Annotated in this window: 16 protein-coding genes and 1 riboswitch; of the genes, 3 read left to right on the top strand and 13 right to left on the bottom strand. The window is 73.7% G+C overall.

Annotated features, from left to right (window positions below):
- The first annotated feature begins 18 nt into the window (after positions 1-18).
- Both BMY61_RS06170 and BMY61_RS06175 read left to right on the top strand, forming a co-directional pair.
- Positions 19-2,793 carry an AfsR/SARP family transcriptional regulator gene (locus BMY61_RS06170; RefSeq protein ID WP_042443924.1) on the top strand — a complete coding sequence of 925 codons (2,775 nt, stop codon included), beginning with the start codon at positions 19-21 and terminating at the stop codon, positions 2,791-2,793.
- Complete coding sequence (locus BMY61_RS06175; protein ID WP_052438432.1) at positions 2,790-3,341, top strand: TetR/AcrR family transcriptional regulator; 552 nt, start codon at positions 2,790-2,792, stop codon at positions 3,339-3,341. Before BMY61_RS06170 ends, BMY61_RS06175 begins: the two co-directional genes overlap by 4 nt.
- Here the strand turns inward: BMY61_RS06175 and BMY61_RS06180 are convergent.
- The 6 genes from BMY61_RS06180 to BMY61_RS06205 all read right to left on the bottom strand — a co-directional run bounded on the left by BMY61_RS06180 (position 3,254) and on the right by BMY61_RS06205 (position 10,106).
- A complete protein-coding gene (locus tag BMY61_RS06180) occupies positions 3,254-4,642 on the bottom strand; it encodes a cytochrome P450 (RefSeq protein ID WP_082014804.1) in 1,389 nt (462 codons plus the stop codon). The genes BMY61_RS06175 and BMY61_RS06180 overlap by 88 nt on opposite strands.
- The gene (locus BMY61_RS06185) at positions 4,639-5,433 is read right to left on the bottom strand and encodes an alpha/beta fold hydrolase (RefSeq protein ID WP_042443926.1); all 795 of its coding nucleotides are present in this window, start codon (positions 5,431-5,433) and stop codon (positions 4,639-4,641) included. Before BMY61_RS06185 ends, BMY61_RS06180 begins: the two co-directional genes overlap by 4 nt.
- A 49-nt stretch (positions 5,434-5,482) precedes the next feature.
- Positions 5,483-6,973 (bottom strand): DUF7405 family protein, encoded by a 1,491-nt coding sequence (locus tag BMY61_RS06190; RefSeq protein ID WP_042443928.1) that lies wholly within the window; start codon positions 6,971-6,973, stop codon positions 5,483-5,485.
- A gap of 74 nt (positions 6,974-7,047) precedes the next feature.
- A complete protein-coding gene (locus tag BMY61_RS06195; protein ID WP_063773198.1) occupies positions 7,048-8,088 on the bottom strand; it encodes a nucleotidyl transferase AbiEii/AbiGii toxin family protein in 1,041 nt (346 codons plus the stop codon).
- Positions 8,089-8,131: 43 nt separating this feature from the next.
- The gene (locus BMY61_RS45975; RefSeq protein ID WP_063773199.1) at positions 8,132-9,451 is read right to left on the bottom strand and encodes a nucleotidyl transferase AbiEii/AbiGii toxin family protein; all 1,320 of its coding nucleotides are present in this window, start codon (positions 9,449-9,451) and stop codon (positions 8,132-8,134) included.
- Positions 9,396-10,106 carry a hypothetical protein gene (locus tag BMY61_RS06205; RefSeq protein ID WP_042443930.1) on the bottom strand — a complete coding sequence of 237 codons (711 nt, stop codon included), beginning with the start codon at positions 10,104-10,106 and terminating at the stop codon, positions 9,396-9,398. The genes BMY61_RS45975 and BMY61_RS06205 overlap by 56 nt, the downstream gene beginning before the upstream one ends.
- Before the next feature lie 200 nt (positions 10,107-10,306).
- Between BMY61_RS06205 and BMY61_RS06210 the strand changes: the two genes are divergently transcribed.
- Positions 10,307-11,245: an extracellular catalytic domain type 1 short-chain-length polyhydroxyalkanoate depolymerase gene (locus BMY61_RS06210; protein ID WP_042443932.1), complete on the top strand. Its 939-nt coding sequence runs from the start codon at positions 10,307-10,309 to the stop codon at positions 11,243-11,245.
- A gap of 22 nt (positions 11,246-11,267) precedes the next feature.
- Here BMY61_RS06210 and BMY61_RS06215 read toward each other — a convergent pair whose 3' ends face one another.
- The 7 genes from BMY61_RS06215 to BMY61_RS06245 form a co-directional block, all read right to left on the bottom strand.
- Positions 11,268-12,161: a bifunctional 5,10-methylenetetrahydrofolate dehydrogenase/5,10-methenyltetrahydrofolate cyclohydrolase gene (locus BMY61_RS06215; protein ID WP_042443934.1), complete on the bottom strand. Its 894-nt coding sequence runs from the start codon at positions 12,159-12,161 to the stop codon at positions 11,268-11,270.
- Positions 12,162-12,182: 21 nt separating this feature from the next.
- Positions 12,183-12,267, bottom strand: a riboswitch (ZMP/ZTP riboswitch).
- A 65-nt stretch (positions 12,268-12,332) separates the two neighbouring features.
- A complete protein-coding gene (locus BMY61_RS06220) occupies positions 12,333-14,399 on the bottom strand; it encodes a tetratricopeptide repeat protein (RefSeq protein WP_042443936.1) in 2,067 nt (688 codons plus the stop codon).
- A 77-nt stretch (positions 14,400-14,476) separates the two neighbouring features.
- Entirely contained in the window at positions 14,477-15,673 is a 1,197-nt protein-coding gene (locus BMY61_RS06225) for a hypothetical protein (RefSeq protein ID WP_143094185.1), read from the bottom strand.
- Positions 15,674-16,274: 601 nt separating this feature from the next.
- Positions 16,275-18,170 carry an Ig domain-containing protein gene (locus tag BMY61_RS06230; RefSeq protein ID WP_082014806.1) on the bottom strand — a complete coding sequence of 632 codons (1,896 nt, stop codon included), beginning with the start codon at positions 18,168-18,170 and terminating at the stop codon, positions 16,275-16,277.
- A 262-nt stretch (positions 18,171-18,432) separates the two neighbouring features.
- Complete coding sequence (gene glnII, locus BMY61_RS06235; protein ID WP_042444024.1) at positions 18,433-19,458, bottom strand: glutamine synthetase; 1,026 nt, start codon at positions 19,456-19,458, stop codon at positions 18,433-18,435.
- A gap of 177 nt (positions 19,459-19,635) precedes the next feature.
- Positions 19,636-20,856, bottom strand: coding sequence for a beta-ketoacyl-[acyl-carrier-protein] synthase family protein (locus BMY61_RS06240; protein WP_042443939.1), 1,221 nt, complete (start codon positions 20,854-20,856; stop codon positions 19,636-19,638).
- 166 nt (positions 20,857-21,022) lie between these two features.
- Positions 21,023-21,655, bottom strand: coding sequence for a YigZ family protein (locus tag BMY61_RS06245; protein ID WP_236655899.1), 633 nt, complete (start codon positions 21,653-21,655; stop codon positions 21,023-21,025).
- Positions 21,656-21,719: the final 64 nt, after the last annotated feature.

Here is a 21,719-nt window from a genome sequence, read left to right on the forward strand (position 1 = left end):
GGAACACAAGGGGGAGACATGAGATACCAGGTACTCGGGCCCGTGGTGCTGCGACCGCGCACGCCCACGGCGACCAAGGTCCGGGCGCTGCTGGCGACGTTCCTGGTCCGGGCGGGCGAGGTGGTGTCCAGCGAGGCCCTCGTCGACGAGCTGTGGGGCGAGGCGCCGCCGCGCACCGTCACCACCACCGTGCAGGTCTACATCTCCCAGCTGCGCACCCTGCTGGCCGAGGGCAGCGACGCGGCCCGGCACGAGGTGCTGCGGACCCAGCCGCCCGGCTACCGACTGCAGGTGGAACCGCACGAGCTCGACCTCTCGCGGTTCGAGGCGCTCGCCGCCGACGGCCGCCGCGCCTACCAGCGCGGGGACTACGACGAGGCACGCTCCTGGCTGCGCGAGGCGCTACGGCTCTGGCGCGGCGAGGCGCTGTCGGGCGTCCCGCACGGGCCGCTGCTCTCCGCCGCCGCGGTCCACCTGGAGGAGGCCCGGCTGACGGTTCTGGAACAGCGGATCGCCGCCGAGCTGCGGCTCGGTCTGCACGGCGAACTGGCCGCCGAGCTGCTGGCACTGGCCGCCGAACACCCCTACCGGGAGGCGGTGCACGGCCACCTGATGGTCGCCCTCTACCGCTCCGAGCGGCAGTCGGACGCGCTCCAGGCCTTCCGCACGCTGCGGCACGCCCTGGTCGAGGAGCTCGGGGTCGAGCCCGGCGCCGCGCTCACCCGGCTGCACTCGCGGATCCTGCGCTCCGACCCGTCGCTGGCCTGGCACGGACCGACCACGGCGGGCGAGCGGCCACCGGTCTTCCGGCTGCCGCCGTCGACCCACGAACTGGTCGGCCGGGACCGCGCGCTGGCCGCGGCGGAGCGTCTGCTCGGCAGCGAGCAGGAGAGCGGCCCCGCTCGCGTGCTCGCCCTCTCGGGCCGTTCCGGCGTCGGGAAGACGGCGCTGGCCGTGGAGCTGGCCCGTCGGCACGCGGAGCGGTTCCCGGCCGGGCAGGTGCTGGTGCGCACGCGCGGCGCGGACGGGGAACCGCTGGACCCGGCCGGCGTCGCGATGGCGGTCCTGCGCCACCTGGAGTCCTCCCGGCTGCTGGCCGAGTCCGGGGTCCTCGGCGACGCCGACGCGTTGCGGGAGTTGGGCCGGGTCCTGCGCGGCCGACGTCTGCTGCTCGTGCTGGACGACGTCGTCGGTGAGCACCAGGTCCAGCCGGTGGCGGGCGCGCTGGACCAGGGACTGCTCATCACCACCAGCCGCCGGGCGCTCGTCGGCCTCGACGGAGCACGGCAGTTGACCCTCGATCTGCTGGGCCCGGCCGACGCCGGGCGGCTGCTGGCGGTGGTGGCCGGGGAGCGCGTCGCCGACGATCCGAGGGCAACCGCCGAGATCGTCCGCCTGTGCGGCCGGCTGCCGCTGGCCCTGCGCGTCGCCGGCGCCGCGCTGGCGGCCAGGCCCCACTGGACGGCCGCCACGCTGGCGGAGCGGCTCGCCGACGAGCAGGGCCCGCTGGATCTCCTCGCCGCGGGCGAGCTGGACGTGCGCGCCGCCCTGCTCGTCGGCTACCGCGAGGTCGACGAGGCCGAGCGCAGGGCCTTCCGGCTGCTGTCGCTCGCCCCGGGAACCGGGTTCGCGCCGTGGGCGGCGGCGGCGCTGCTGGGGACCACGCCCCGGGCAGCCGAACCGGTGCTGCAGCGGCTGGTGGAGGCCCGGCTGCTGCAGGTGGACGGCCCCGCCCAGCAGGGCGAGCACCGCTACGGCTATCACCCTCTGCTGCACGCGGTCGCCCGGGAACTGCTGGCGGCGGCACCGACGGCGCAGGAGCGCGACGCCGCGACGGACCGGCTGGCGAGCTGCTACCTGGCCCTGGCCCGGTACGCGGACCGGCAGTTGTTCCCCGGACGCCGCGCCACGCCTGTCGAGGGCCCGGGCACGGGCGAGTTCCTCGTGGAGCTCGGGGCTGCGCCGGACGCCCGGCACATCGTCGGCAGCGCCCCCGCACGCTGGTTCCAGCAGGAGGGCGAGGGCCTGCTGACCGCGATCCGCCGCGCCCACGCGGCCGGACAGTGGCGGCTGGTCGGCGCCTTGGGCGAGGCCTTCGGCGGCTATCTGGAGGCGTCGGCCGGCTCGCACGCCTGGGGCGAGGTGCTGACCCTGGCCCTGGACGCGGCCGAGCGCGCGGACGACCCGTCGGCAGCGGCCCGCGCCCGCGCCTCCCTCGGCGACCTGGCCTGGCAGCAACGCCGGTTCGGCGAGGCCGCGGACCACCACTCGACGGCGCTGCGGGCCTTCGAACGGCTGGCCGACCCCGTCGGTCGCGCGCGCTGCCTGGTCGGCGCCGGGGACACCGCACTCAGCGACGGCGATGTCCCGCGGGCGGCCGAGCACTTCACCGCGGCCCTCGCCCTGGGCTCGGCCGCGCCCGCCGGGCCTGCCGGGTCTGCTGGTCCGGCGGGCGCGGGGCGGACCAGCAGACCCGAGCGACCCGACCGGCACGACCGGCACGACCGACGTGAACGGCTCGACCGGGAGGCGGTGGACGCGCAGCGCGGTCTGGCGCTGGCCGATCTGATGAGCGGCCGGGCCGAGGACGCGATCCGCCGCTTCCAGGAGTTCTGCCGCTCCGCCGACCAGCTCGGCGACCAGCGCTGGAGCCGCTTCGGTGAGCGCAGCGTCGTCCGCATCCTGGAGCATCTGGTCGACTGGGGCGGCGCCGAGGGCCTCGCCGTTCCGGCCGCGATCGAGGTCCGGCCGGGCGTCTGGCTCGTGCGCACCCCCTCGGCGGTGAGTCGATGACGCTGCCGGTCACGCGGCCGGTGCCGGGGGCGCGAGCCCGGGCCCGGCTGGCCGTCGCCGCCGAGATCAAGGAGGCGGCGTGGCGTCACCTCGCCACCGAGGGCGTCGCGGGCCTTTCCCTGCGCGCCCTCTCCAGGGAGCTCGGCGTCGCCTCCTCCGCGCTCTACCGGTACTACCCGAGCCGCGCGGACCTGCTGCACGCGCTGGCCGCCGACGCGCACGCGGCGTTGGCACGGGCGCTCGCCGAGACCGCGACCGGCCGGGAGGAGCAGCAGCCGACGGCGCGCTGGCAGTCCCTCTGCGCCACCGCCCGCTCCTGGGCGCTCGCCCACCCCGACCGGTTCGCGGTCGTGAACGCCTACCCGCTGCCCCCCGGCGTCGCTCCGCCGGCCGAGCTGAGCCGACTCACCGGCCAGGACCGGGCCCAGCTCGGCTGGGCCCTGCTCCTCGGCCTGCTCGCCTACGAGCTGCGGCTGAGCCCGAAGCCTCCGGGCTCCCTCTTCGCGGAGGGTGCCGACGCCGTCGGGTCCTTCCTCTGCGGGGACTGACCGTCCACGCCGAGGGCCAGCGGCAGCGTCTTGATCCCGTTGATGAAGTTGGACACCAGCCGCCGCGGCCGTCCCGCGAGCTCCAGCGCGGGCAGCCTGCGCGCGGTCTCGGCGTAGAGCGCGGCGAGCTGGATCTGTGCGAAGCGCGCGCCGAGGCAGCGGTGCGGGCCGGTGCCGAAGGAGAGGTGCGGGTCGGGGTTGCGCGCCAGATCGAGGCGGTGCGGCTCGGGGAAGACGTCCTCGTCGAAGTTGGCGGAGGCGTGGAAGACGACCACCTTCTCCCCCGCGCCGATCTTCACGCCGGCAAGCTCCGTGTCCCGCGCCGCCGTTCGGCGGAAGCTGAGCACCGGCGGGTGCCAGCGCAGCAGCTCCTCGACGGCGGTGCCGAGCGGCACCGCTCCCGCACGCAGGGCCCGGTAGGCGTCCGGGTGCTCGGCGAGCGCGAGCAGCCCGCCCGGCGCCGCGCTGCGCACGGTGTCGTTACCGGCCACGGTCAGCAGGAAGAAGAACATCTCCAGCTCCGCGTCCCCGAGCCGGACACCTTCCCCGGACCGGGCGGCGTGCGCCTGGGCCAGCGCGGTCATGACGTCGTCGCCGGGGCGCCGCAGCTTGTGGCGGGCCAGCTCACGCGCGTACGCGAACATCTCGGCGAGCTGCTCGGGCGAGCGCGGGTTGACGGGACGGCCGTCCGCGTCGAGGACCGGCTCGGTCGGCGCCTCGTCCGGGTCCTGGTACCCGATCACCTGCCGGGTCCAGTGCAGCAGCAGTCCGCGGTCCTCGGGCGGGACGCCCAGCAGGTCGGCGAGGTTCAGCAGCGCGTACTCGTCCGTCACGGCGGCCACCACGTCCACGGCGCCGTCGCCGTCGCGGGCGGCGGCGCGGGCTCCGTCGAGGAGGGCGCCCGCACGGGCGCGGGCGGTGGCGGCGAAGCGCTCCATCCGGCTCGGCGCGAAGGCCGCCGAGACGAGCAGACGCAGCCGGGCGTGCTCGGGCGGGTCCTGGTTGAGCATCATCCGGCGGATGAACGGCAGATCCCCCGGGTCGGGGTCGCGGATCTGGGTGGCGCCGAGGTGGGAGGAGAAGAGGGTGGCCTCCTTGAGCACCCTGCTGACGTCCCGGTGCCGGGTGACGGCCCAGAATCCGCTGCCGCCGGGCCAGCCCAGCAGCGGTGGCTCGTCCTGCCAGGCCACCGGGTGGTGGGCGCGCAGGCGGCGGAAGGCCTCGTGCGGGATGCCGTCGGCGTACAGTCGCGGATCGAAGACCTGGGGGACCTCCACGGCGCCGCGCCGTGCTCCGTTCACTGAGCGCTCTCCGGCTCCGGCTCGTCGGCACGCAGGAAGTCCTCGACGGCGGTGACGAGCTGCAGCGGGGTCTCCTCCATCGGGTAGTGCCCGGCCGCGGGCAGCACCACCAGTTCGGCGTCCCGGTACCAGCGCAGCCAGGTCGCCCGCATCACCTCGGCGCCCAGCGCCGGGTCCAGCTCGCCGACGACGACCCGGACCGGCAGGCCCGCGCCCTCGATCGCCTCGTGGAAGTCCTCCCCCGCCCAGGAGTCGAGCCAGGCCCGGAACGCCTTGGCATCGCTGCACGCCTGCGACTGCGCCACCATCCGGTCCAGCCAGGCGGCCGGGCGGACGCCGCCGGTGGTGATGTCGATGATCGTGCGCCGGTTCCCGGGGAACTCCGCGGCGCCCGAGAACAGCTCCCACTGCTGCGGCGGCATCGGGAACCCGCCCGCCGGCACCGGGTTGAGCCCGACCAGACGTCGCACCCGCGCGGGCGCGGCGGCGAGCACCCGCTGCGCGACACAGGCGCCCATCGAGTGGCCCACGAGCGAGAAGCGGTCCCAGCCGAGGGCGTCGGCGAGGGCGAGCACGTCGGCGCCTCCCTCGGCGGTGCTGTGGGCGCCGGTGCGGTGCATGGCCTCGCCGTAGCCGCGCAGGTCGACGAAGGCGTAGCTGAACGTCTCACGGTCCAGGTCGGGCAGGATCCGGTCGTAGGCGCGACGGTCCGCGAACCAGCCGTGCACGGCGATGACGCGATGCGGGCCGGTACCGATGAGCGTGTGTGGCAGGGGTGCGAGGGGGACCACGTCGACTCCGTTCCGTACGAATCGTCAGCACCAGTGTGCTCAGGTGCGCTCACGTGTGCTCGATCAGCGGGAAGGCGCGGTGGCGGCGCGGCGGGACGAGGAAGTTCTGCCGCCGGGTCGCCGTCAGGAACCGCTCCAGGCCCGAGTCGGACTGCGGGACGGCGTTGGCCCGGGCGAGGTCGACGGAGGCCTGGCTGCGCCGCATGGTGGCGAAGAAGTCCGCGCTCGGCACGAACGCGGTGAACTGGAGCTTGGGCTGCACGCTGCCGTCCGGCACGTCCATCGCGTCGAAGCCGGGGCCGTCCATCCGCAGGTGCAGCGGTCGGCCCGCGCGGTCGCGGGAGGTGCGCTGGAGCGTGGAGATGTGCCCGAGCCGGTGCTCGCCGCCCGGCGTGCCGACACCGCGGGCGCCTCGCAGCGCGTCGCCGGTGCCCCGGAAGGTGTTGGCGAGGAAGGCCGGTCCGCCGCCGTCGGTGTACTGGTCGCCGTAGCCGGTGGAGGGCGGCGGCGTGGAGCGGAACATGTACTGCACCCGCTCCCTGTACTCGGCGTCGTCGCCGGGCTTGCCGTGGTCGTCGACGTCGTAGAACTGCTGCAGGTCCATGATCACGTGAGAGAGGTGCTGGATCGAGCCGTTGTCAAAGTAGTCCCCGGCCACGGCCGTCGCCGGCTCCGCACCGCCGAAGGTCACCCGCGCGGCGGGGGCGCTCGCGTCGACCTGCTGGTCGGCGAAGCCCATCCACATCGGCGAGTCGGGGTTCACCATGAACGCGTAGACGAGCCCGTTGGCGTCGGCGACCTTGCGGGGCAGGCCGCGCTGCTGGAACATCGCCCGACTGGAGGTGAACCGCAGCAGCCCCTCCAGCGCGGGCGACGGCTCCGGCCGGCCCGCCAGCCGGCCGCTGCCGCCGAACCAGGCGAGCACGTCGCGGAGGTTGTCGGCCCGGTCGCTGCGCAGGGTGAACAGCAGGTCGTTGTCCTCGATGACGACCGGCACGTCGAAACGGTCCTTGGTGACGCCGGGGTTGGCGGGCGAGACGTCGGTGGGGCCGGGCACGGCCTCCTCCAGCACGTAGCGCGCGGGGTCACCGGCCAGCCGAGGCAGGTGCGCCGCGACCAGCGGCCCGGTCAGCCCGCCGGGCAGGCGGCGGAAGTAGGGCAGCCCGTAGGCGACGAAGGCGAACACCCCGGCCGGGCTGAAGGGGTAGCGGTGCTCGACCGTCCCGAGCGCGTCACGCAGCATCCGCTGGTCGGCCGCGGTCGGGGTGCGCAGCAACTGCGCGGTGGCGAAGACCGTGTGCACCGGGCCGAACTGCACCTCGACGCCCTCGACGGTCCGCGCGGGCGGCACGAAGGCGGCGATGTCGAACTGCACGTCCCCGGGCTTCCCCGGCTTCGCCCCCGGCACCCGGGTCGGTACCCCGGCCTGCCGCTGCCACCCGTCCAACGCGACCAGCGCTGCCGCCAGCCCGCCCCCGTACAACACCTGCCGCCTGCTCGGCCCGCCGACCCCCGTCACCCCGCTCGACCGATCAGCCATGCAAGCCCCCTGAGCCCACGAGTTGACGCGACGTCAGTACCGTCCAGCAACCTAACGTCGGCCCCTCGCGCGCATCAAGGGCGCGTGCGGACCCGAAGCACCTCCGCCGCGCCGCTGCCCTCGGCGCGTTCCGCCGTCAGCCCGCGCCCCTCCAGCGCCCCCGCGAGCCGGGCCACCCACGCCGCCCCGTCCGCCAGCCCGAACGCCTCACCGTCACCCTCGTCCAGGCGCCAGTCGAGCACCGTCTCCCGCCCCGGAGCCCCGCGCCCGCCACCCTGAGCCGGAACCCGGCGGAGCAGGCGAGAGGTGAGCCGGGTGCGCGGATGCTCGGCCAGCACGACGGCGTCGTAGAGGTCCTTCGCCTTGACCAGACCGCCACCGGCGCACGCGTCCGCGGCGAGCCAGCGAAGCTTCCAGGCCAGGCACAACCCCGGCCCCGCCGCCCGGACGACGGCTCGGCTCCGGCCGTCGGCCCTCGGGATCGCCGCCCAGCGCGGCGCCTCGGGCATCCGTTCGTCCAGCGCGAAGTCCAGGCGCAACTCCCCCGAAGGACCACCCTCGGCACGCCAGGGCAGGACGAGCCGGATCCCGGCCGCGTCCTCACCCAGGTACGTCCAGTTCTCGTCCTCCCAGACGCCCTGAGCGTCCACCCGCAGCCCCGGGGCGACCTCGGGCCGCCGCCGCAGGCGCGCCACCAGGTCGCCGAAGGGGGGACCGCCGAGGCGTTCGCCCTCCCCGGCCCGGATCCAGTGCAACCCCTCGGGCGCCAGGTGGGCGCGCAGCCCGCCGGTGTCGAGGTCCTCCATCTCCCAGAACTCGTAGACGCCCCCGCCGTGCGCCACCTCGGGCCAGAGCCGGACCGGCAGGAGGTCGTCCAGGAACGGGTACGGGTCCAGCGGATCCGCGCGGGCGATCTGCCCGCCCTGGACCACCCAGTCGAGATCGGCCGGCTCCCGCGCCGCCGCACCGACCCAGGCCGACATGACCGCGCTGCCGCGCAACACCAACCCGTCGGCCCAGGGGGCGTCCGCGACCAGCGCCAGGACGTGGTCGAGCACGGCACGGTGGGCCCGGCGGTGAGCCGGGTCCGGCGACAGCGCGGTGGTGCTGGTCATGGCGGGAATGTAGCCCCCGCCACCGACAGCGCGGGGGCACGGGTCACAGCCGGTCGAGGCGCTCCTGCAGCCAGGAGGCGTAGCGGGGGTGGCCGTGCAGGTGTGCCTCCCACGACGGGTGGGCGTAGAGGAGGTCGCGCACGGTCGGGATGTCGTACGTCCCGGGGCCGAGGACCTCGCGCAGGACCACGACGTCGAGGCCGGGGGCCAAGGGCTTCGCGGCCATCCGGTCGAGGAGCGCGGGCAGGTCCGTGGTCGCCGCCAGTGCACGGACCGCGCGGATGTGGTGGGCCATCCACCGCACGCGCAGCGGGTACTCCGGCTCGCCCTGGGCCGGCAGGTCCGCGAAGGTCGGAGCGAGCGCGGTCAGCAGGCGGTCGACCAGCGCGTCGAGGTCCTGCGGCAGGTCGGGGTACTCGTCGGTGAAGTGGGTCCACTCGTGCGACATCCGCTCGGCGCGGTCGGCGATGTCGTGGAGGCGGGCCGGTGCGGTCGCCTCGCTCGGGTCCGAGGCCATGAAGGCGGCGCCGAGGAGCTCGTAGTCGAGGGTGCAGTCTTCCGCCAGCAGCACGGCGTCGTAGAGGTCCTTGCCCTGCGGGTGCAGGTCGCCCAGCCACCACACCAGCTTCCAGGCGAGCGACAGTTCGGGGCTCGCCGCGAGGAGACGGGCGCCCGCCGTGCCCGAGCCCGCCGACAAGGCCTCCAGGTCGGTCGGTACGGGCTCCTGCGGCAGTTCCTCGTTGAAGACGAAGTCCAGCTGCACCACCCCGCCCGGCAGGCCCGCGGCGCTCCACGGCAGGACCAGCCGGCGGCCGGGGACGCGCTCGTACGTCCAGATCTCGTCGCTGACCGCCCCGGCGACGTCGAACCGGACCACGCCGTCCGCGGCGTCGGCGGCCCGCTGCGCCGCAAGGGCGACGCCGTCCAGCAGCCCGAGCGCCTCCGGCCCGTCGAAGGCGAAGGTGGGCGGCACCACGACGAAGTCGAGGTCGCCGGGTTCACGCGCGGCCTCGCCGAACCAGGTGCGCAACAGCACACTGCCGCGCAGCACCAACGAGTCGGCCCACGGCGAGGCGGCGATCCCGGCGAGCACCAGGTCCAGCGCGGCACGGCGGGCCTCCCGCCAGGCGCGGGCGAGGTCGTGGTCCGCGAACGCCGGGTCGCCGGCCCGGAAGGCGTTGCGGTACTGCTTCAACGCGGGCTCGAAGTGCCGCAGTTGCCGCGCTCGCTCGTCCCCGACGGGCCGCAGTGTCAGCGGCAGCCTCCGCTCCTGGCGCGCCTCGTCCCCCAGCGGGACCTGCGGCACCTCACCGTCGGACCACCGCTGCTTCCACGCGTCGTGGACGTTCTGGTACTCGCTCACTCTCGTCCCCCTCGTCCGCATCGTCGATCCACCCCGCGTCCACGCCCGCATCGCTGTCGTGGACCACGAACTCCCGCTCCACCTCGGCCCATCGGTGCCCCGCCTGCCGCAGCGACACCAGCAGGGCGTCCAGCCGCGCACCCGCGGTCCCGCGACCGACACCGTGGCAGCGCTGCGTGACGAAGCGTCGCTCGAGGCCATCGGCACCGATCCGCCGGGCGTTCCAGGACAAATGGGCCCGATGGGGCGTCACCAGCTCCGCCAGGGAACCCAGATCAGCGCCGGGCTCGAGCAACAGGCAGACGTGGTGCTCGAAGTAGCGTCCCGCTGCCATATGGAGGCGCGCGTCGACGTCGTCGAGGACGGGCACGCCGTCGGCCCGGGCCGAGACCTCCAGCTTGACCCGGAGGACGGTGAAGCCGTCCTCCTCGAGCGCGGCCGTGACGCTCCGAACTGCGGCGAGCTGCTCGTCGAGAGCGCCCCGGCCGCGCAGCGTCAGCATCGGCTGGGAGGGCGTGCGGCCGCGCGCGAGGACGATGTGGGTGAGCTTGAGCCCGGCCCGGGCCGCCCACGCGTCCAGGCGCGCGTGCTCCGCCTCCGCCTCGCACCCCACGGTCACATGGGCCTCGAAAGGCCCCGAGAAGGTCCTGTCCACGCGTCCGCTCCTCCCTCCGACGCGCCACCCTACGCGGCACCGGCTCCGCGATGCCGGCGGAGCTGCCGGAGCGGCCGCGGACGCCGTGGGAGGAGCACGATCTCGACGGCGGTGCTCGACCTGCTCGACGGCTGACCGGCCGGTCCACAGAGAATTCACAGACTGCCCTGCTGCACTGCGGCCTGGAGGGGAGGACCGCCGTGTCGCACACACCCCGTCGGCTCGCGCCGGCGCTGACGCTCGCCCTGCTCGGTCTGCTCAGCCTACTGGCCGGATGCACGCACCACGGGCCCGTACCGGGCCCCGCGCCGACCGCGCTCCCCGTCGGCAGCTCGACCGGGCAGGTCGTGGTCGGCGGGACCACCCGGAGCTACCGGGTCCACCGCCCGGCCGCGCTGCCCGCGCGGGCGCCGGTCGTGGTGATGCTCCACGGCGGGTTCGGCAGCGCCGCGCAGGCGGAGCAGTCCTACGGGTGGGACCAGGCGGCCGACGCCGGGCACTTCGTCGTGGTCTACCCGGACGGACTGGACCGGGCGTGGAACGCGGGCGGCGGCTGCTGCGGCACGCCCGGCCGCCAGGGCACGGACGACGTGGCCTTCGTGGCCGACGCCCTGGCGGCCGTGGAGCGGCAGGTCCCGGTGGACACGCGCCGCGTCTACGCGACGGGGATCTCCAACGGCGGCATGATGGCCTACCGACTGGCCTGCGACACCCGCCTGTTCGCGGCCGTCGGCGTCGACTCGGGGACCCTGCTGGGTAACTGCGCCGCGCCCGCGCCGGTCTCGGTCCTGCACATCCACGGCACGGCCGATCACAACATCCCCTACCTCGGCGGCCCGGGCCAGGGACCCGCCCGGATCGACGGTCCGCCGGTCCCGCAGGTGGTGGCCGGCTGGCGGACGACCGACGACTGCGCCGCGCCGACCGGCACGACCGCCGGGCCGGTCACGACGCTTCTCGCGACCTGCCCGGACGGCCGTGCGGTGGAGCTGCTCACCATCGCGGGCGCGGGCCACCAGTGGCCGGGCTCGCCCGACCGTCCCGTGCTCCAGCGCGTGCTGGGCCTCGACACCCCCTCCAGGGCCCTGGACGCCACGGCGGTCTTCTGGTCCTTCTTCGCCGCCCACCCCGCGCCCTGACCCGCTCCCGCGTCGGCCGCGTTCAGCCGCCGACGGGCAGCCCCAGCTGTCGCGTCGCGGCGGTGACCGTCTGCTCCAGCAGCACGGCGATGGTCATCGGCCCGACGCCGCCCGGGACGGGCGTGATCAGGCTCGCGCGCTCGCGTGCCGTCTCGAAGTCCACGTCGCCGACGTTGCCGGGGTTGTAGCCGGCGTCGACGACGACCGCGCCGGGCTTGACGTCCGTCCCGGCGATCAGTCGGGGTCGGCCGACGGCGGCGACCACGACATCGGCCTCACGCACGAGTGCGGGCAGGTCGCTGGTCCGCGAGTGGCAGTAGGTGACCGTCGCGTCCTGCCCGAGAAGCAGCATGCCGACCGGCTTGCCCAGGATCGCGCTGCGGCCGACCACGACGGCGTGCTTGCCCGCGAGGTCGACGTCGTAGGCGTCGAGCAGCCGCATGATGCCGCCGGGCGTGCAGGAGACGAAGCCGGGCAGCCCGAAGCCCATCGCGGCGAAGGAGTGCATGGTCACGCCGTCGACGTCCTTCTCCGGCGCGATCGCCTCGAACGCGGCCCGCTCGTCGATGTGCGGCCCGACGGGGTGCTGCAACAGGATGCCGTGCACGTCCGGGTCGGCGGAGAGGACGGCGACGGCGTCGACCAGCTCGGCGGTGGAGACGGAGGCCGGCAGGGCGACGTGGCGTGAGCGGATGCCCGCCCCGGCGCAGCGGTTCTGCTTCATCCGGACGTAGGTGACCGAGGCGGGGTCCTCACCGACGAGGACGGTGGCCAGGCAGGGGGCCGTTCCGGTGCGCCGCAGCAGGTCGGCGGCGGCCTCCGTGGTCTGCTGGACAAGGCGGCGGGCGAGGCCGGTGCCGTCCATGAGGTTGTCGGTGGGCCGGGTCTTCTCGGAGTTCTGGGTCGTCGTGGACATCAGCCGCTCCCGGGCTCGACGGTGGGTCGCCCAGGCGCGCGGCATCGACGGATGTCGGGCCGCTCCCCGGTGGTCGTCCACCTCAGCGCCAGTCACGGCCCGGATCCACCCTACTCGCCGTGGGCACGGCAGTCCCGCACCCACGGCGGAGCGCACCGCGGTGCTTCCGGCTCAGGCGAGGGCCGCGATCTCGTGGGCGATGTCCTCGTCGTCCGGGGCGTTCTCGGCGGCGCGACGCAGTTCGGCCAGGGCCTCGGCGGGGCGGCCGGCGTCGCGGTGGACCAGGGCGAGGTTGTAGCGCAGGGCCGGGTCCTGCGGGTCGAGGGTGACCGCGCGGGTCAGGTCCTCGGTGGCCAGGGCCAGGTCGCCCGCCGCGTAGGCGACGCCCGCCCGGCCGGAGAGGGCGATGACCAGGTCGGGGTCGGCCTTCAGCGCGCGGTCGTAGGAGGCCCGGGCGGCGGGCAGGTCCTCGGTCTCGACGTGGTACTGGCCGAGGACGGCGTGGAGGTAGGGGTTCTCCGGGTCGTGACGCAGGCCGGCCAGCGCGTCCTCGCGGGCCGACTCCAGGTCGCCCGCGTCCAGCAGCAGTCCGGCCCGGTTGACGTAGGCGTCCACGAAGTCGGGCTGCAGGTCGAGCACGTAGCTGAAGTCGGCGAGCGCGCCGTCGACGTCTCCCTCGCCGAACCGCAGGTCGCCGCGGTTGTAGTAGATCTCCGGGAACGGCGGCGAGAGCCGCAGGGCCTTCGCGTAGTCGGCGAGCGCCTCCTCGCTGCGGCCCAGCCGCCGCAGGATCGTGCCGCGTTCGAGGTGGTGCTCGGCGTGGTTGGGGTCCTCGCGGATCACGACCTCGTAGTCGGCGAGGGCGTCGTCGAGACGGCCCAGCGCGAGGTAGACGCGGGCGCGGTTGTTCTTGAGCACGGAGCGGTGCAGCACGTGCGAGTCGTCCGGCAGCAGCCGGTCCAGCATGTCGATGCACTCGTCGACCAGGCGCAGCGCCTCCTGCGGCGCACCGAGGTTGACCTCCACCAGCGCCAACCCGTTGCGGTAGAAAGCACTCTGGAAGGCCCGCTCGTGCGGGTCCTCGATCAGCGAGGCGGTGGCGATGGCGGCGTTCAGCCAGGACTTGGCCTTGCGCTGGTCGCGGCGCTCGGGGTCGTTGTGGCGGGTGTAGAGCATGGCCGTCGAGTAGGCGGCGTTCATGTGCACGCCGGGCTTGGTGGAGTGGAAGCGGGCCTGGTCGTCCATCAGTTCCGCCTCCTCCGTCCGGCCGAGGATGGAGAGGGCGAGCGTCGTGCCCTTGGCGAAGGCCCACCAGCGGTCGTGCTCGGTGACGGCGTCGACCAGGGCGAGACCGCGCTGCCCGTACTCGACGCAGGCGGCGTAGAAACCCAGGCAGAGGCAGTGGTCCATGGCGTGGAAGACGGCCTTCACCCCGGCCTCGCCCGGCTCGCTGCCGTGCTCGCGGTGGTGGGCGAGCGCGCCGACGCGCAGCGACTCCTGGTCGAGCGCCTCGATCTGCTCGGCGCGCCGGTCGTGCAGGGCCGCGCGGGCGGCGGGGTCGAGGGCGAGGTACGCGGCGAGGTCGGCGGGCTCGTCGCTGACGCAGTCGGCCATCACGTAGTCGGCGGGGTCGAGCACACTCTCCTCGGTGGCGGCGGCGACCTCGACCAGGACGGCGTGCTCGCGCAGCACGGCGAGCAGGTCCGGGTCGGCGGGCTCCTGCTGCGGCATGCAGATCACGACCTGGAGCCGGGCCGGATCGACCCGGCGCACCAGATTGGCCAGGAACTCCAGATCGGTCGGGTCGGCCTGGTCCACCTGCTCGACCACGACGGTGCGCAGGCCCTCGCCGGCGGCGGCGTCGTGGACGAACTCGACCAGGCCGTTGCCGATGCGGACCGTGCGCAGCCGGGCGTAGTAGCGGGTGCGCTCGGCGGGGATCGCCATCGAGGTCAGGGTCTCGCGGGAGTTGGGCACCAGGTTGTGCAACTCCGGTGCTGCCGACAGCAGTTCGATGTCATAGCGGCCGACGAGCGCGGGGTCGCGGGGCAGGGTGCCGGGCACCAGGGCGCGGGCGAGCGTCCCGGCGGCGGTGAACGGGCCGCGCAGCCGGCGGTGGGCGTCGACGACGAGGGTGTCGGGGGCGTCGAGCGAGATCCCGAGGCCGAGCAGCGCCCGGCTCCGGTCCCGACGCAGCCCGCCCCGAAGCCAGTAGTGCGGGCGCGCGGACTGGTTCATCTGAGTCTCCCTGGGGGCGAGGGCGGGCCGGAGGGGGTGCGGTGCGGAGTCGGTCCTGAGCGGTCGGGCGCGGGAGGTCAGACCGAGGCGGGAGCGGCGCCGGAAGCGGCGGCCTGATCCGCGCCTCGGCGCCGCCGCCCGCGCGCGGCGAGGTACCCGGCGAGGGCCAGCTCGCCGAAGTTCAGCACCAGGAAGACGCACACGTCGGTGACGTTGAGCACGGAGGTGTCGCGCACCAGCTTGTGCAGGGCGAGCTCGGTGATCCGGATCGCGGCCGGCAGCATGACGGTGAAGGCCAGCACGGTCAGCAGCGTGTAGCCGCCCACCATCAGCCACACGTACCAACGGGCCACGCTGCGGTCGCGCGGGGTCCAGCTCTCCGGGTCGACCAGGCCCTCGCGGCGGCCCAGCAGCGTCCGGACCCGGTTCTGCAGCAGCTGCCGGGAGACCGTCTGCAGGTCGTTGCAGCCGAGGACGGTGGTGGCGAGGAAGTACAGATCGGTCCGGAGGAAGAAGTAGAACTGCCAGGCGAGCCGCATCAGCGTGCCGAAGGCCATGGCGAGCAGGAAGCGTCCGGTCAGGCCGGCCGCGCCGGTGTGGGTGACCAGCGGGGCGGCGGCGAGACTCAGGCCGCAGACCACGACCACGTCCACCCCCATGCCGGACAGCATCGGCAGGTACCGCTTGCGGCGCGGCACCGCGACGAGCCCGTCGAGGGAGGTGAGGAAGACCAGGTAGTAGAAGCGGCGGCCGATCCGCAGCGTGGAGTTGAGGCCGAGGCGGCGTCCGGCGAGCGCGTGCGCGCCCTCGTGCAGCAGGATCCAGGGCAGTTGGCCGAGCACGTTGCCCGCGGTCAGCGCGACCAGCGAGGAGGTGGTGAAGAACAGGTTCTGGTACTGCGGGGTGACGTGGGCGTCCGTCGACATGACGACGATCCCGGCGAGGGTCACCGCCGCGTACAGGCACCAGGCGGGCCAGGAGAAGACCGCCTGGGCCAGCCGCCGCCAGCGGATCACCGGCGCCTCGGCGACCTGCTCGCCCTCGGGCACCAGGAGCTCGAACTCCTCCAGGACCTCCAGGAACTCCAGCATGTCGACGCTCTCGCCGTACTGCTGCTCGTACCAGCGGGCGGCCTCGTTGGGGCTCACCCCCTCCTCCAGCCGGCGCAGCAGGGCGGCGCCGTCGGCGGGGAAGAGGCCGTAGCTGTCGATGTCGGCCCGGCCGACCGTGACCTCCTCCCCCTCCTCCAGAAAGGTCAGGGGGTAGAGTCTCAAGGGCTGGTCCAGATCAACCGCGCTTCCGTCCACGGACAACCACCTGCCACCTCGTCGGGGTCGGCTCCAAGGGCCCCGGTCCGGGCCGCATTACGGGCGGCCCGGACCGGTCTTACCGGTGTCTCACCTGGGAATGACGCAGCGTCAGGCGAGGACGGGGCCGCCGCCGCAGTAGCAGGCGGAAGCAGCCGAGGTCAGCCGAACGGTGCCGGCCTTGCGCACGGTGATCTTCTTCATGGTGCTCTCCTTAGAGCCGGTGACGCCATCCCGGGCGCGGACGCGACCGGGCCCCCGGGCAGAGCCCGGGAGATCGAGGCGGGGCGGGAACCCCTTGCGCAGGTGGGTCTGTGAAGAAGGTGCGGTGAAACCGTGTGTGAACCGGTGGAGTTGTGGATGCACCGTCACGGGCGACGAGATTTGCATGCACCTGACGGGGTGTCAATATGCCACCCCTTCAGTCGGATCGGCCGAATTGTCATGTCCTGATCCTTCGAAAACGGACGGTGCCGTCCCAGTCGGCCCCGTGGGACAACGGGACCGCCGAACGAACGGTCAGTCGTCCTCTCGACGGCGTAGACGAATCACTCCGTCGGCCCGGTGTTCAGCTCAGCCGGAACGAGGTGTCGTCCAGCAGGAACGCGGTCCTGGCCGCGCCGGTCTCGTGGGCGGTGAACTTCACGATCACCGTCGACCCGAACTCGGCGGCGACCGCCGGGGTGAGGTCGAAGCTGACCGGCACGTAGCCCGTCGTCGTGTCCAGGTTCGTCCAGGTGTGCAGGACGGCGATCAGTCGGCCGCTGTACTGGTCGTCCAACTCCAGCGTGAGGCTGTCCCGTTGCTGCGGGTCCGTGGCGGTGTTGGTCGAGGCGACGTGCAGCCAGAAGGAGAAGGAGGCGTGGGTGTAGCCGGGGGTCGTCTCGATGCCCTGGCTGAGGGTGTCGTCGGCGGTGGCGCTGTGGCCGAGCCAGGCGTAGCCGATACCCGTGCGCGGGGCCTGCAGAGGCGACCGGGTGATGATGCCGGGCGCGGACTGGGCCCACCAGCCGGGGTAGGCGCCCTTGGCGTCGGTCGGTACCTCGAAGCCGGGGTCGACGACCTGCTCGATCCCGGCGCAGCCGGTCGCGCCGCCGCGCGCGACGGTCAACCGGAAGCTCGTCGACGCCGCGTCACCACTGCGGTCCCGCACGGTCAGCGTGACGTCGTGGCTGCCGGGCACCGAACTGCGGCCGCCGATGCGGCCGGTGGCGGGGTCGAGAACGAGCCCGCGAGGCAGCCCCTTCGCCGCATAGCGCAGGCCGGGTCGGCTCAGCCGGTCCGTGGCCAGGACCGGCACGGAGACCGGCCTTCCGGCCTGCACGGTGCGGTCGCAGAGGGTGCTCACGACCAGCGGCCTGTTCGCGACCACGGGGTGGTCTCCGGAGCAGGTGTGCTGGTCGTTGGACCAGGTGGTCTGCACGGCGAAGTCACCGGTGCCCAGGTGCAGGTCGAACAGCCCGCCGGGGGTGCCCTCGGTGATCCAGGCGCACTTGTCGCCGTCCTCCTGGCCCGCCGGGTCGATCCAGCCGCCCATGGCGTTCTGGTCGGTGACGGTCTCGGCGTACTCGTGGCCGCCGAGCAGGCTCCAGCCGTCGAGACGGCCACGCGGGCCGGGGTTGATCCAGTTGGTGCCGCAGTACTTGTAGTCGGTCAGGTACGGCATGATCGTGTACGCGAGCGTGCCGTAGCTGGAGCGCTCGAAGGTGTGCCAGGCGCACCAGCTGTTCATCTCGTGCCAGTGGTCCGGGTCGACGCCCTGGGCCGTGGTGACGACGTACTGCACGTTGCGGTTGCTCGCGGCCGTCGTGTTGCCGAAGTGCTTGGCGGCGGCGGCCGCCTCGGCGGCGATCTGCGGCTCGGTGGCCGCCTGCGGGGAGGGCGCGGCGTTGTCCACCCAGACCCCGGCGAGCGCGTCGCCGTGCGGCATGCCGACATGCGCGGCGCCCGCACCGCAGCCCGTCGCGCCGGCCGCGACGTTCTCGCAGTACTGGGTCATCACGCCGCTCCAGCTGTGCGGGCCGGCGTCGACGCCGGTGCCCAGGCCCCTGAAGAAGGCCTGCTGGTACGGGGCGGCGTGGTCGGGGTCGCGGGAGAGGGTGGTGTACCCGTTCGCGTCCTTGGCCGCCTTGCCCCACTGGGCGCCCCAGTAGACGACGTAGACCTTGGGCGGCCCGGAGGTGACACCCACGGAGTCCTGGCCGCCGCGGTAGCCGAGGTTCGGCTGGTCGTTGTTGACCACGACGTCGGGGGCACTGTGCGGGCGCGGGGTGGCGGCGAGGGCGACGTGGGGGTGGCCGGGCTGGATCTGCACCCACTCGCCGTGGGTCCGGACCCAGCCCTCGGCGGCGGGGTGGGGGTCGGCGGCGGCCGCCGCGTGGACGGGCGCGGCCGCGCCGGTGAGCGCGGCGCCGAGCAACAGGGCGCAACCGACCTTGAGCATCCGTGAGGAGTGACTTCGCATGGCTCGGTACCATGGCACATGTCACGCATGAAGTGGTTCCGTTGAGCAGACATCCGGACCCCCACCCCCATCCGGTGGGCCCACCCCTCCGAACGGCGGCGCCACCAAGTGCAGTTCAGCGCCCCGCACGCGGCCGCACCCCGACGTCCACCCGTCGGTCGGCGGACAACTCCAGCCGACCGGCCACCCCCCGCAAAATGCCGCGCGCCCTCCGGTACGGGAACCGGAGGGCACGCGGAGCAGAACCGGGCTGCGGGGTGGATCAGACCTGGCCGGCCTTCTCCAGGGCGGAGCAGCAGGTGTTCACCAGCAGGCGGGTGACGACGTAGGGGTCGACGTTCGCGTTCGGGCGACGGTCCTCGATGTAGCCCTTCTTGTCGACCTCGACCTGCCACGGGATGCGGACCGAGGCGCCACGGTTGGACACACCGTAGGAGTAGACGTTCCACGGGGCGGTCTCGTGCTTGCCGGTGAGACGCTCCTCGACACCCGAGCCGTACTGGGTGACGTGCTCCATGACGATGTCCTGGGACGCGCCCAGCGACTCGCAGGCGGTGATGATGGCGTCGTAGCCCTCACGCATCGCCTTGGTGGAGAAGTTGGTGTGCGCGCCCGCACCGTTCCAGTCGCCCTTGGCCGGCTTGGCGTCCAGGGAGACGACGACGTTGTAGTCCTCGGCGATGCGGTGCAGCAGCCAACGGGCGACCCACATGTGGTCGGAGACCTCGAGCGGGCCGACCGGGCCGATCTGGAACTCCCACTGACCCGGCATGACCTCGGCGTTGATGCCGCAGATGGCCAGACCGGCCTCCATGCAGGCGTCGAGGTGCTTCTCGACGATCTCGCGACCGACGACCTTGCCGGCGCCGACGCCGCAGTAGTACGGGCCCTGCGGGGCCGGGAAGCCACCCTCGGGGAAGCCCAGCGGACGGCCGTCCTCGGTCAGGAAGGTGTACTCCTGCTCGATGCCGAAGATCGACTCCTGCGCGGCGAAGCGCTCGGCGACCGTGCGGAGCGCCGCGCGGTGGTTGGTCTCGTGCGCGGTGCCGTCGATGTTCAGCACCTCGCACAGGACGAGGATGTTGTCACCGCCACGGATCGGGTCCGGGCAGGTGAACACCGGCTGCAGCACGCGGTCGGAGGCGTGACCCTCGGCCTGGTTGGTGGAGGAGCCGTCGAAGCCCCACACGCCCGGCTCGGCGCCGTCGGCCAGGACCTTCGTCTTGGAGCGCAGCTCGGCGGTCGGCTCGGTGCCGTCGATCCAGATGTACTCAGCCTTGAAGCTCACGGGCGCGTCCTCGCAGTGATACGGGCGGTGGGTGGAAACGATGCTGTGGCGCTCGGCGTCGCTCCGCTGCACTGGGGAGTTACGTCCTTCGCTTGGGTAGGAGATTCACAGGACGCAATTTCCCGGCTGTTGCCCGTTTGTGAACAGCAGGTTAACCGGGCCCCCGAGTGGCACAGTTCACACACCGGTGAGCACGAGGCTGACGTTGTGGCCGCCGAATCCGTACGAGTTCGCCAGCCCCGCACGCCACTGCCCACGCCGCGGCAGGCCGCTGACCAGGTCGAGCTTCACTCCCGGGTCCACGTTCCGGAGGTTGCGGACGGGCGGGATCCGGCCCTCGTGCAGCGCCAGCGCCGTCACCAGCACCCCCAGTGCGCCGGACGCACCGAGCAGATGCCCCGTCATCGACTTCGTCGCGGTGACGACCGCGTGAAGTCCGATGGTCTCGGCGATCACGTCCGCCTCGACGATGTCACCGGCGGGTGTGGAGGTGGCGTGCGCGTGGACCAGGCCGACGTCCAGCGGGTCGACCTCGGCGTCGGCCAGCGCCAGGCGGATCGCCCGCTGCTGCCCGTCCGCGTCGGAGGCGGTGATGTGGACCGCGCTCGAGGTGATCCCGGCCCCGGCCACCCGGGCGTAGATCCGGGCGCCGCGCGCCTGCGCCAGGTCGGCGCGCTCCAGCACGACCAGGGCCGCCCCCTCGCCCAGCACGAAGCCGTCCCGGTCCGCGTCGAACGGACGCGACGCCTCCTCGGGTGCGTCCTCGCGCTTCGACAGCGCCGTCATCTGCGCGAACCCGGCCATCACCGCCGCCGTGACGCAGGCCTCCGTCCCACCCGCGACGACCACGTCGGCGCGACCGAGCCGGATCAGGTCCAGGCCCATCGCGATCGCCTCCGCACCCGAACTGCAGGCGCTCACCGGCGTACGCGCTCCCCCGCGCGCGCCCAGGTCCATGCTGACCCAGGCCGCCGGGCCGTTCGCCATCATCTGCGTCACCACGTAGGGCGAGACCTTGCGGGCCCCGTGCTGCTCCAGCGCGTCGTCCTGGGCCAGCAGCGAGCCCACACCCCCGGTCCCGGTACCGATCACGACGGCCAGCCGCTCCGGCGCCACCTGCGGCCGCGCCGCGTCCGCCCACGCCTCACGGGCCGTCACCAGCGCCAGTTGCTGGCACCGGTCGAGCTTGCGCGCCTCGACCCGCGGCAGCATCTCCGCCGGGTCCACCGCGAGCCGCGCCGCGATGCGCACCGGCAGATCGCGCGCCCACTCGTCCTCGATCACGGCCACCCCCGACCGCCCCTCCAGCATCGCCGCCCACGTCGACGCGACATCGCCGCCCAGCGGCGTGCTGGCGCCCAACCCCGTGATCGCGACATCGACCAGCTCACGTGCCATGTCAGGTTCCCCTCATGCGCTCTTGGTAGAAGCGCACGATAAGATCATCAGCTTTCTGATCGCTTCGTGCGCTCTCCAGGCCAGCCTGACACGGGCCCTACGGGCAATCGGGCGTGGAACCACGGCGAGTCGGAGGGTCGACTTCTGTGGGATCCGCACAATCCACTCAGACCACGGGCACGTCGATGAGGGTCGTGCCGGTCCGCTCGGCCAGCGCCTCGCCCGCGGTCGCCTCGGCGAGCCAGGCCTCGAACATCTCGACGGACTCCTCCGGAACACCGACCTCGACGACCACGCCATGGGCCTCGTAGGCGACACCCCGCACCGCATGGCCCGCCGCGCGCAGGTCGTTCTCCAGCCGGCCCGCGCGCACGTGGTCCGTGTGGACCGAGAGCAGCGCCACCGGGCGGCGCTCGACGAGGCCGACCGCGTCCAGCGCCGCCGCGACCGAACCGCCGTAGGCCCGGACCAGACCACCCGCGCCGAGCAGCACGCCGCCGAAGTAGCGGGTCACCACGGCCACGGTGTCGGTGACGCCGCGTCGGCGCAGCACCTCCAACATCGGCGCCCCGGCGGTGCCCGCGGGCTCGCCGTCGTCGTTGGAACGCTCACGACGCGGGTCGTCACCGACGACGAACGCGGTGCAGTTGTGGCGGGCGTCCCAGTACTGCTTGCGGATCGCGGCGACGAACGCCTGCGCCTCCGTCTCGTCGGCCACCCGGCCGAGATGGCAGATGAAGCGGGACTTCTTGACCTCGATCTCGTGGACACCCGGTCCGGCCACGGTCAGGTACGGCACGGACGGGCCTCCACGGTTGCTGGTGCTGTTCCGCCAGCCTACTCGGCATCCCCGCAGGCAGGAG

The organism is Streptacidiphilus jiangxiensis, assembly GCF_900109465.1.
In the GTDB taxonomy this organism is placed as follows: Bacteria; Actinomycetota; Actinomycetes; order Streptomycetales; family Streptomycetaceae; genus Streptacidiphilus; species Streptacidiphilus jiangxiensis.

Bases quoted from the DNA above. Each gene is read 5' to 3' on its own strand.
- BMY61_RS06215 (WP_042443934.1), bottom strand. From the start codon at position 12,161: ATGTCCACGACGACCCAGAACTCCGAGAAGACCCGGCCCACCGACAAC.
- BMY61_RS06170 (WP_042443924.1), top strand. From the start codon at position 19: ATGAGATACCAGGTACTCGGGCCCGTGGTGCTGCGACCGCGCACGCCC.
- BMY61_RS06190 (WP_042443928.1), bottom strand. From the start codon at position 6,973: ATGGCTGATCGGTCGAGCGGGGTGACGGGGGTCGGCGGGCCGAGCAGG.
- BMY61_RS06230 (WP_082014806.1), bottom strand. From the start codon at position 18,170: ATGCGAAGTCACTCCTCACGGATGCTCAAGGTCGGTTGCGCCCTGTTG.
- BMY61_RS06195 (WP_063773198.1), bottom strand. From the start codon at position 8,088: ATGACCAGCACCACCGCGCTGTCGCCGGACCCGGCTCACCGCCGGGCC.
- BMY61_RS06175 (WP_052438432.1), top strand. From the start codon at position 2,790: ATGACGCTGCCGGTCACGCGGCCGGTGCCGGGGGCGCGAGCCCGGGCC.
- BMY61_RS06220 (WP_042443936.1), bottom strand. From the start codon at position 14,399: ATGAACCAGTCCGCGCGCCCGCACTACTGGCTTCGGGGCGGGCTGCGT.
- BMY61_RS06240 (WP_042443939.1), bottom strand. From the start codon at position 20,856: ATGGCACGTGAGCTGGTCGATGTCGCGATCACGGGGTTGGGCGCCAGC.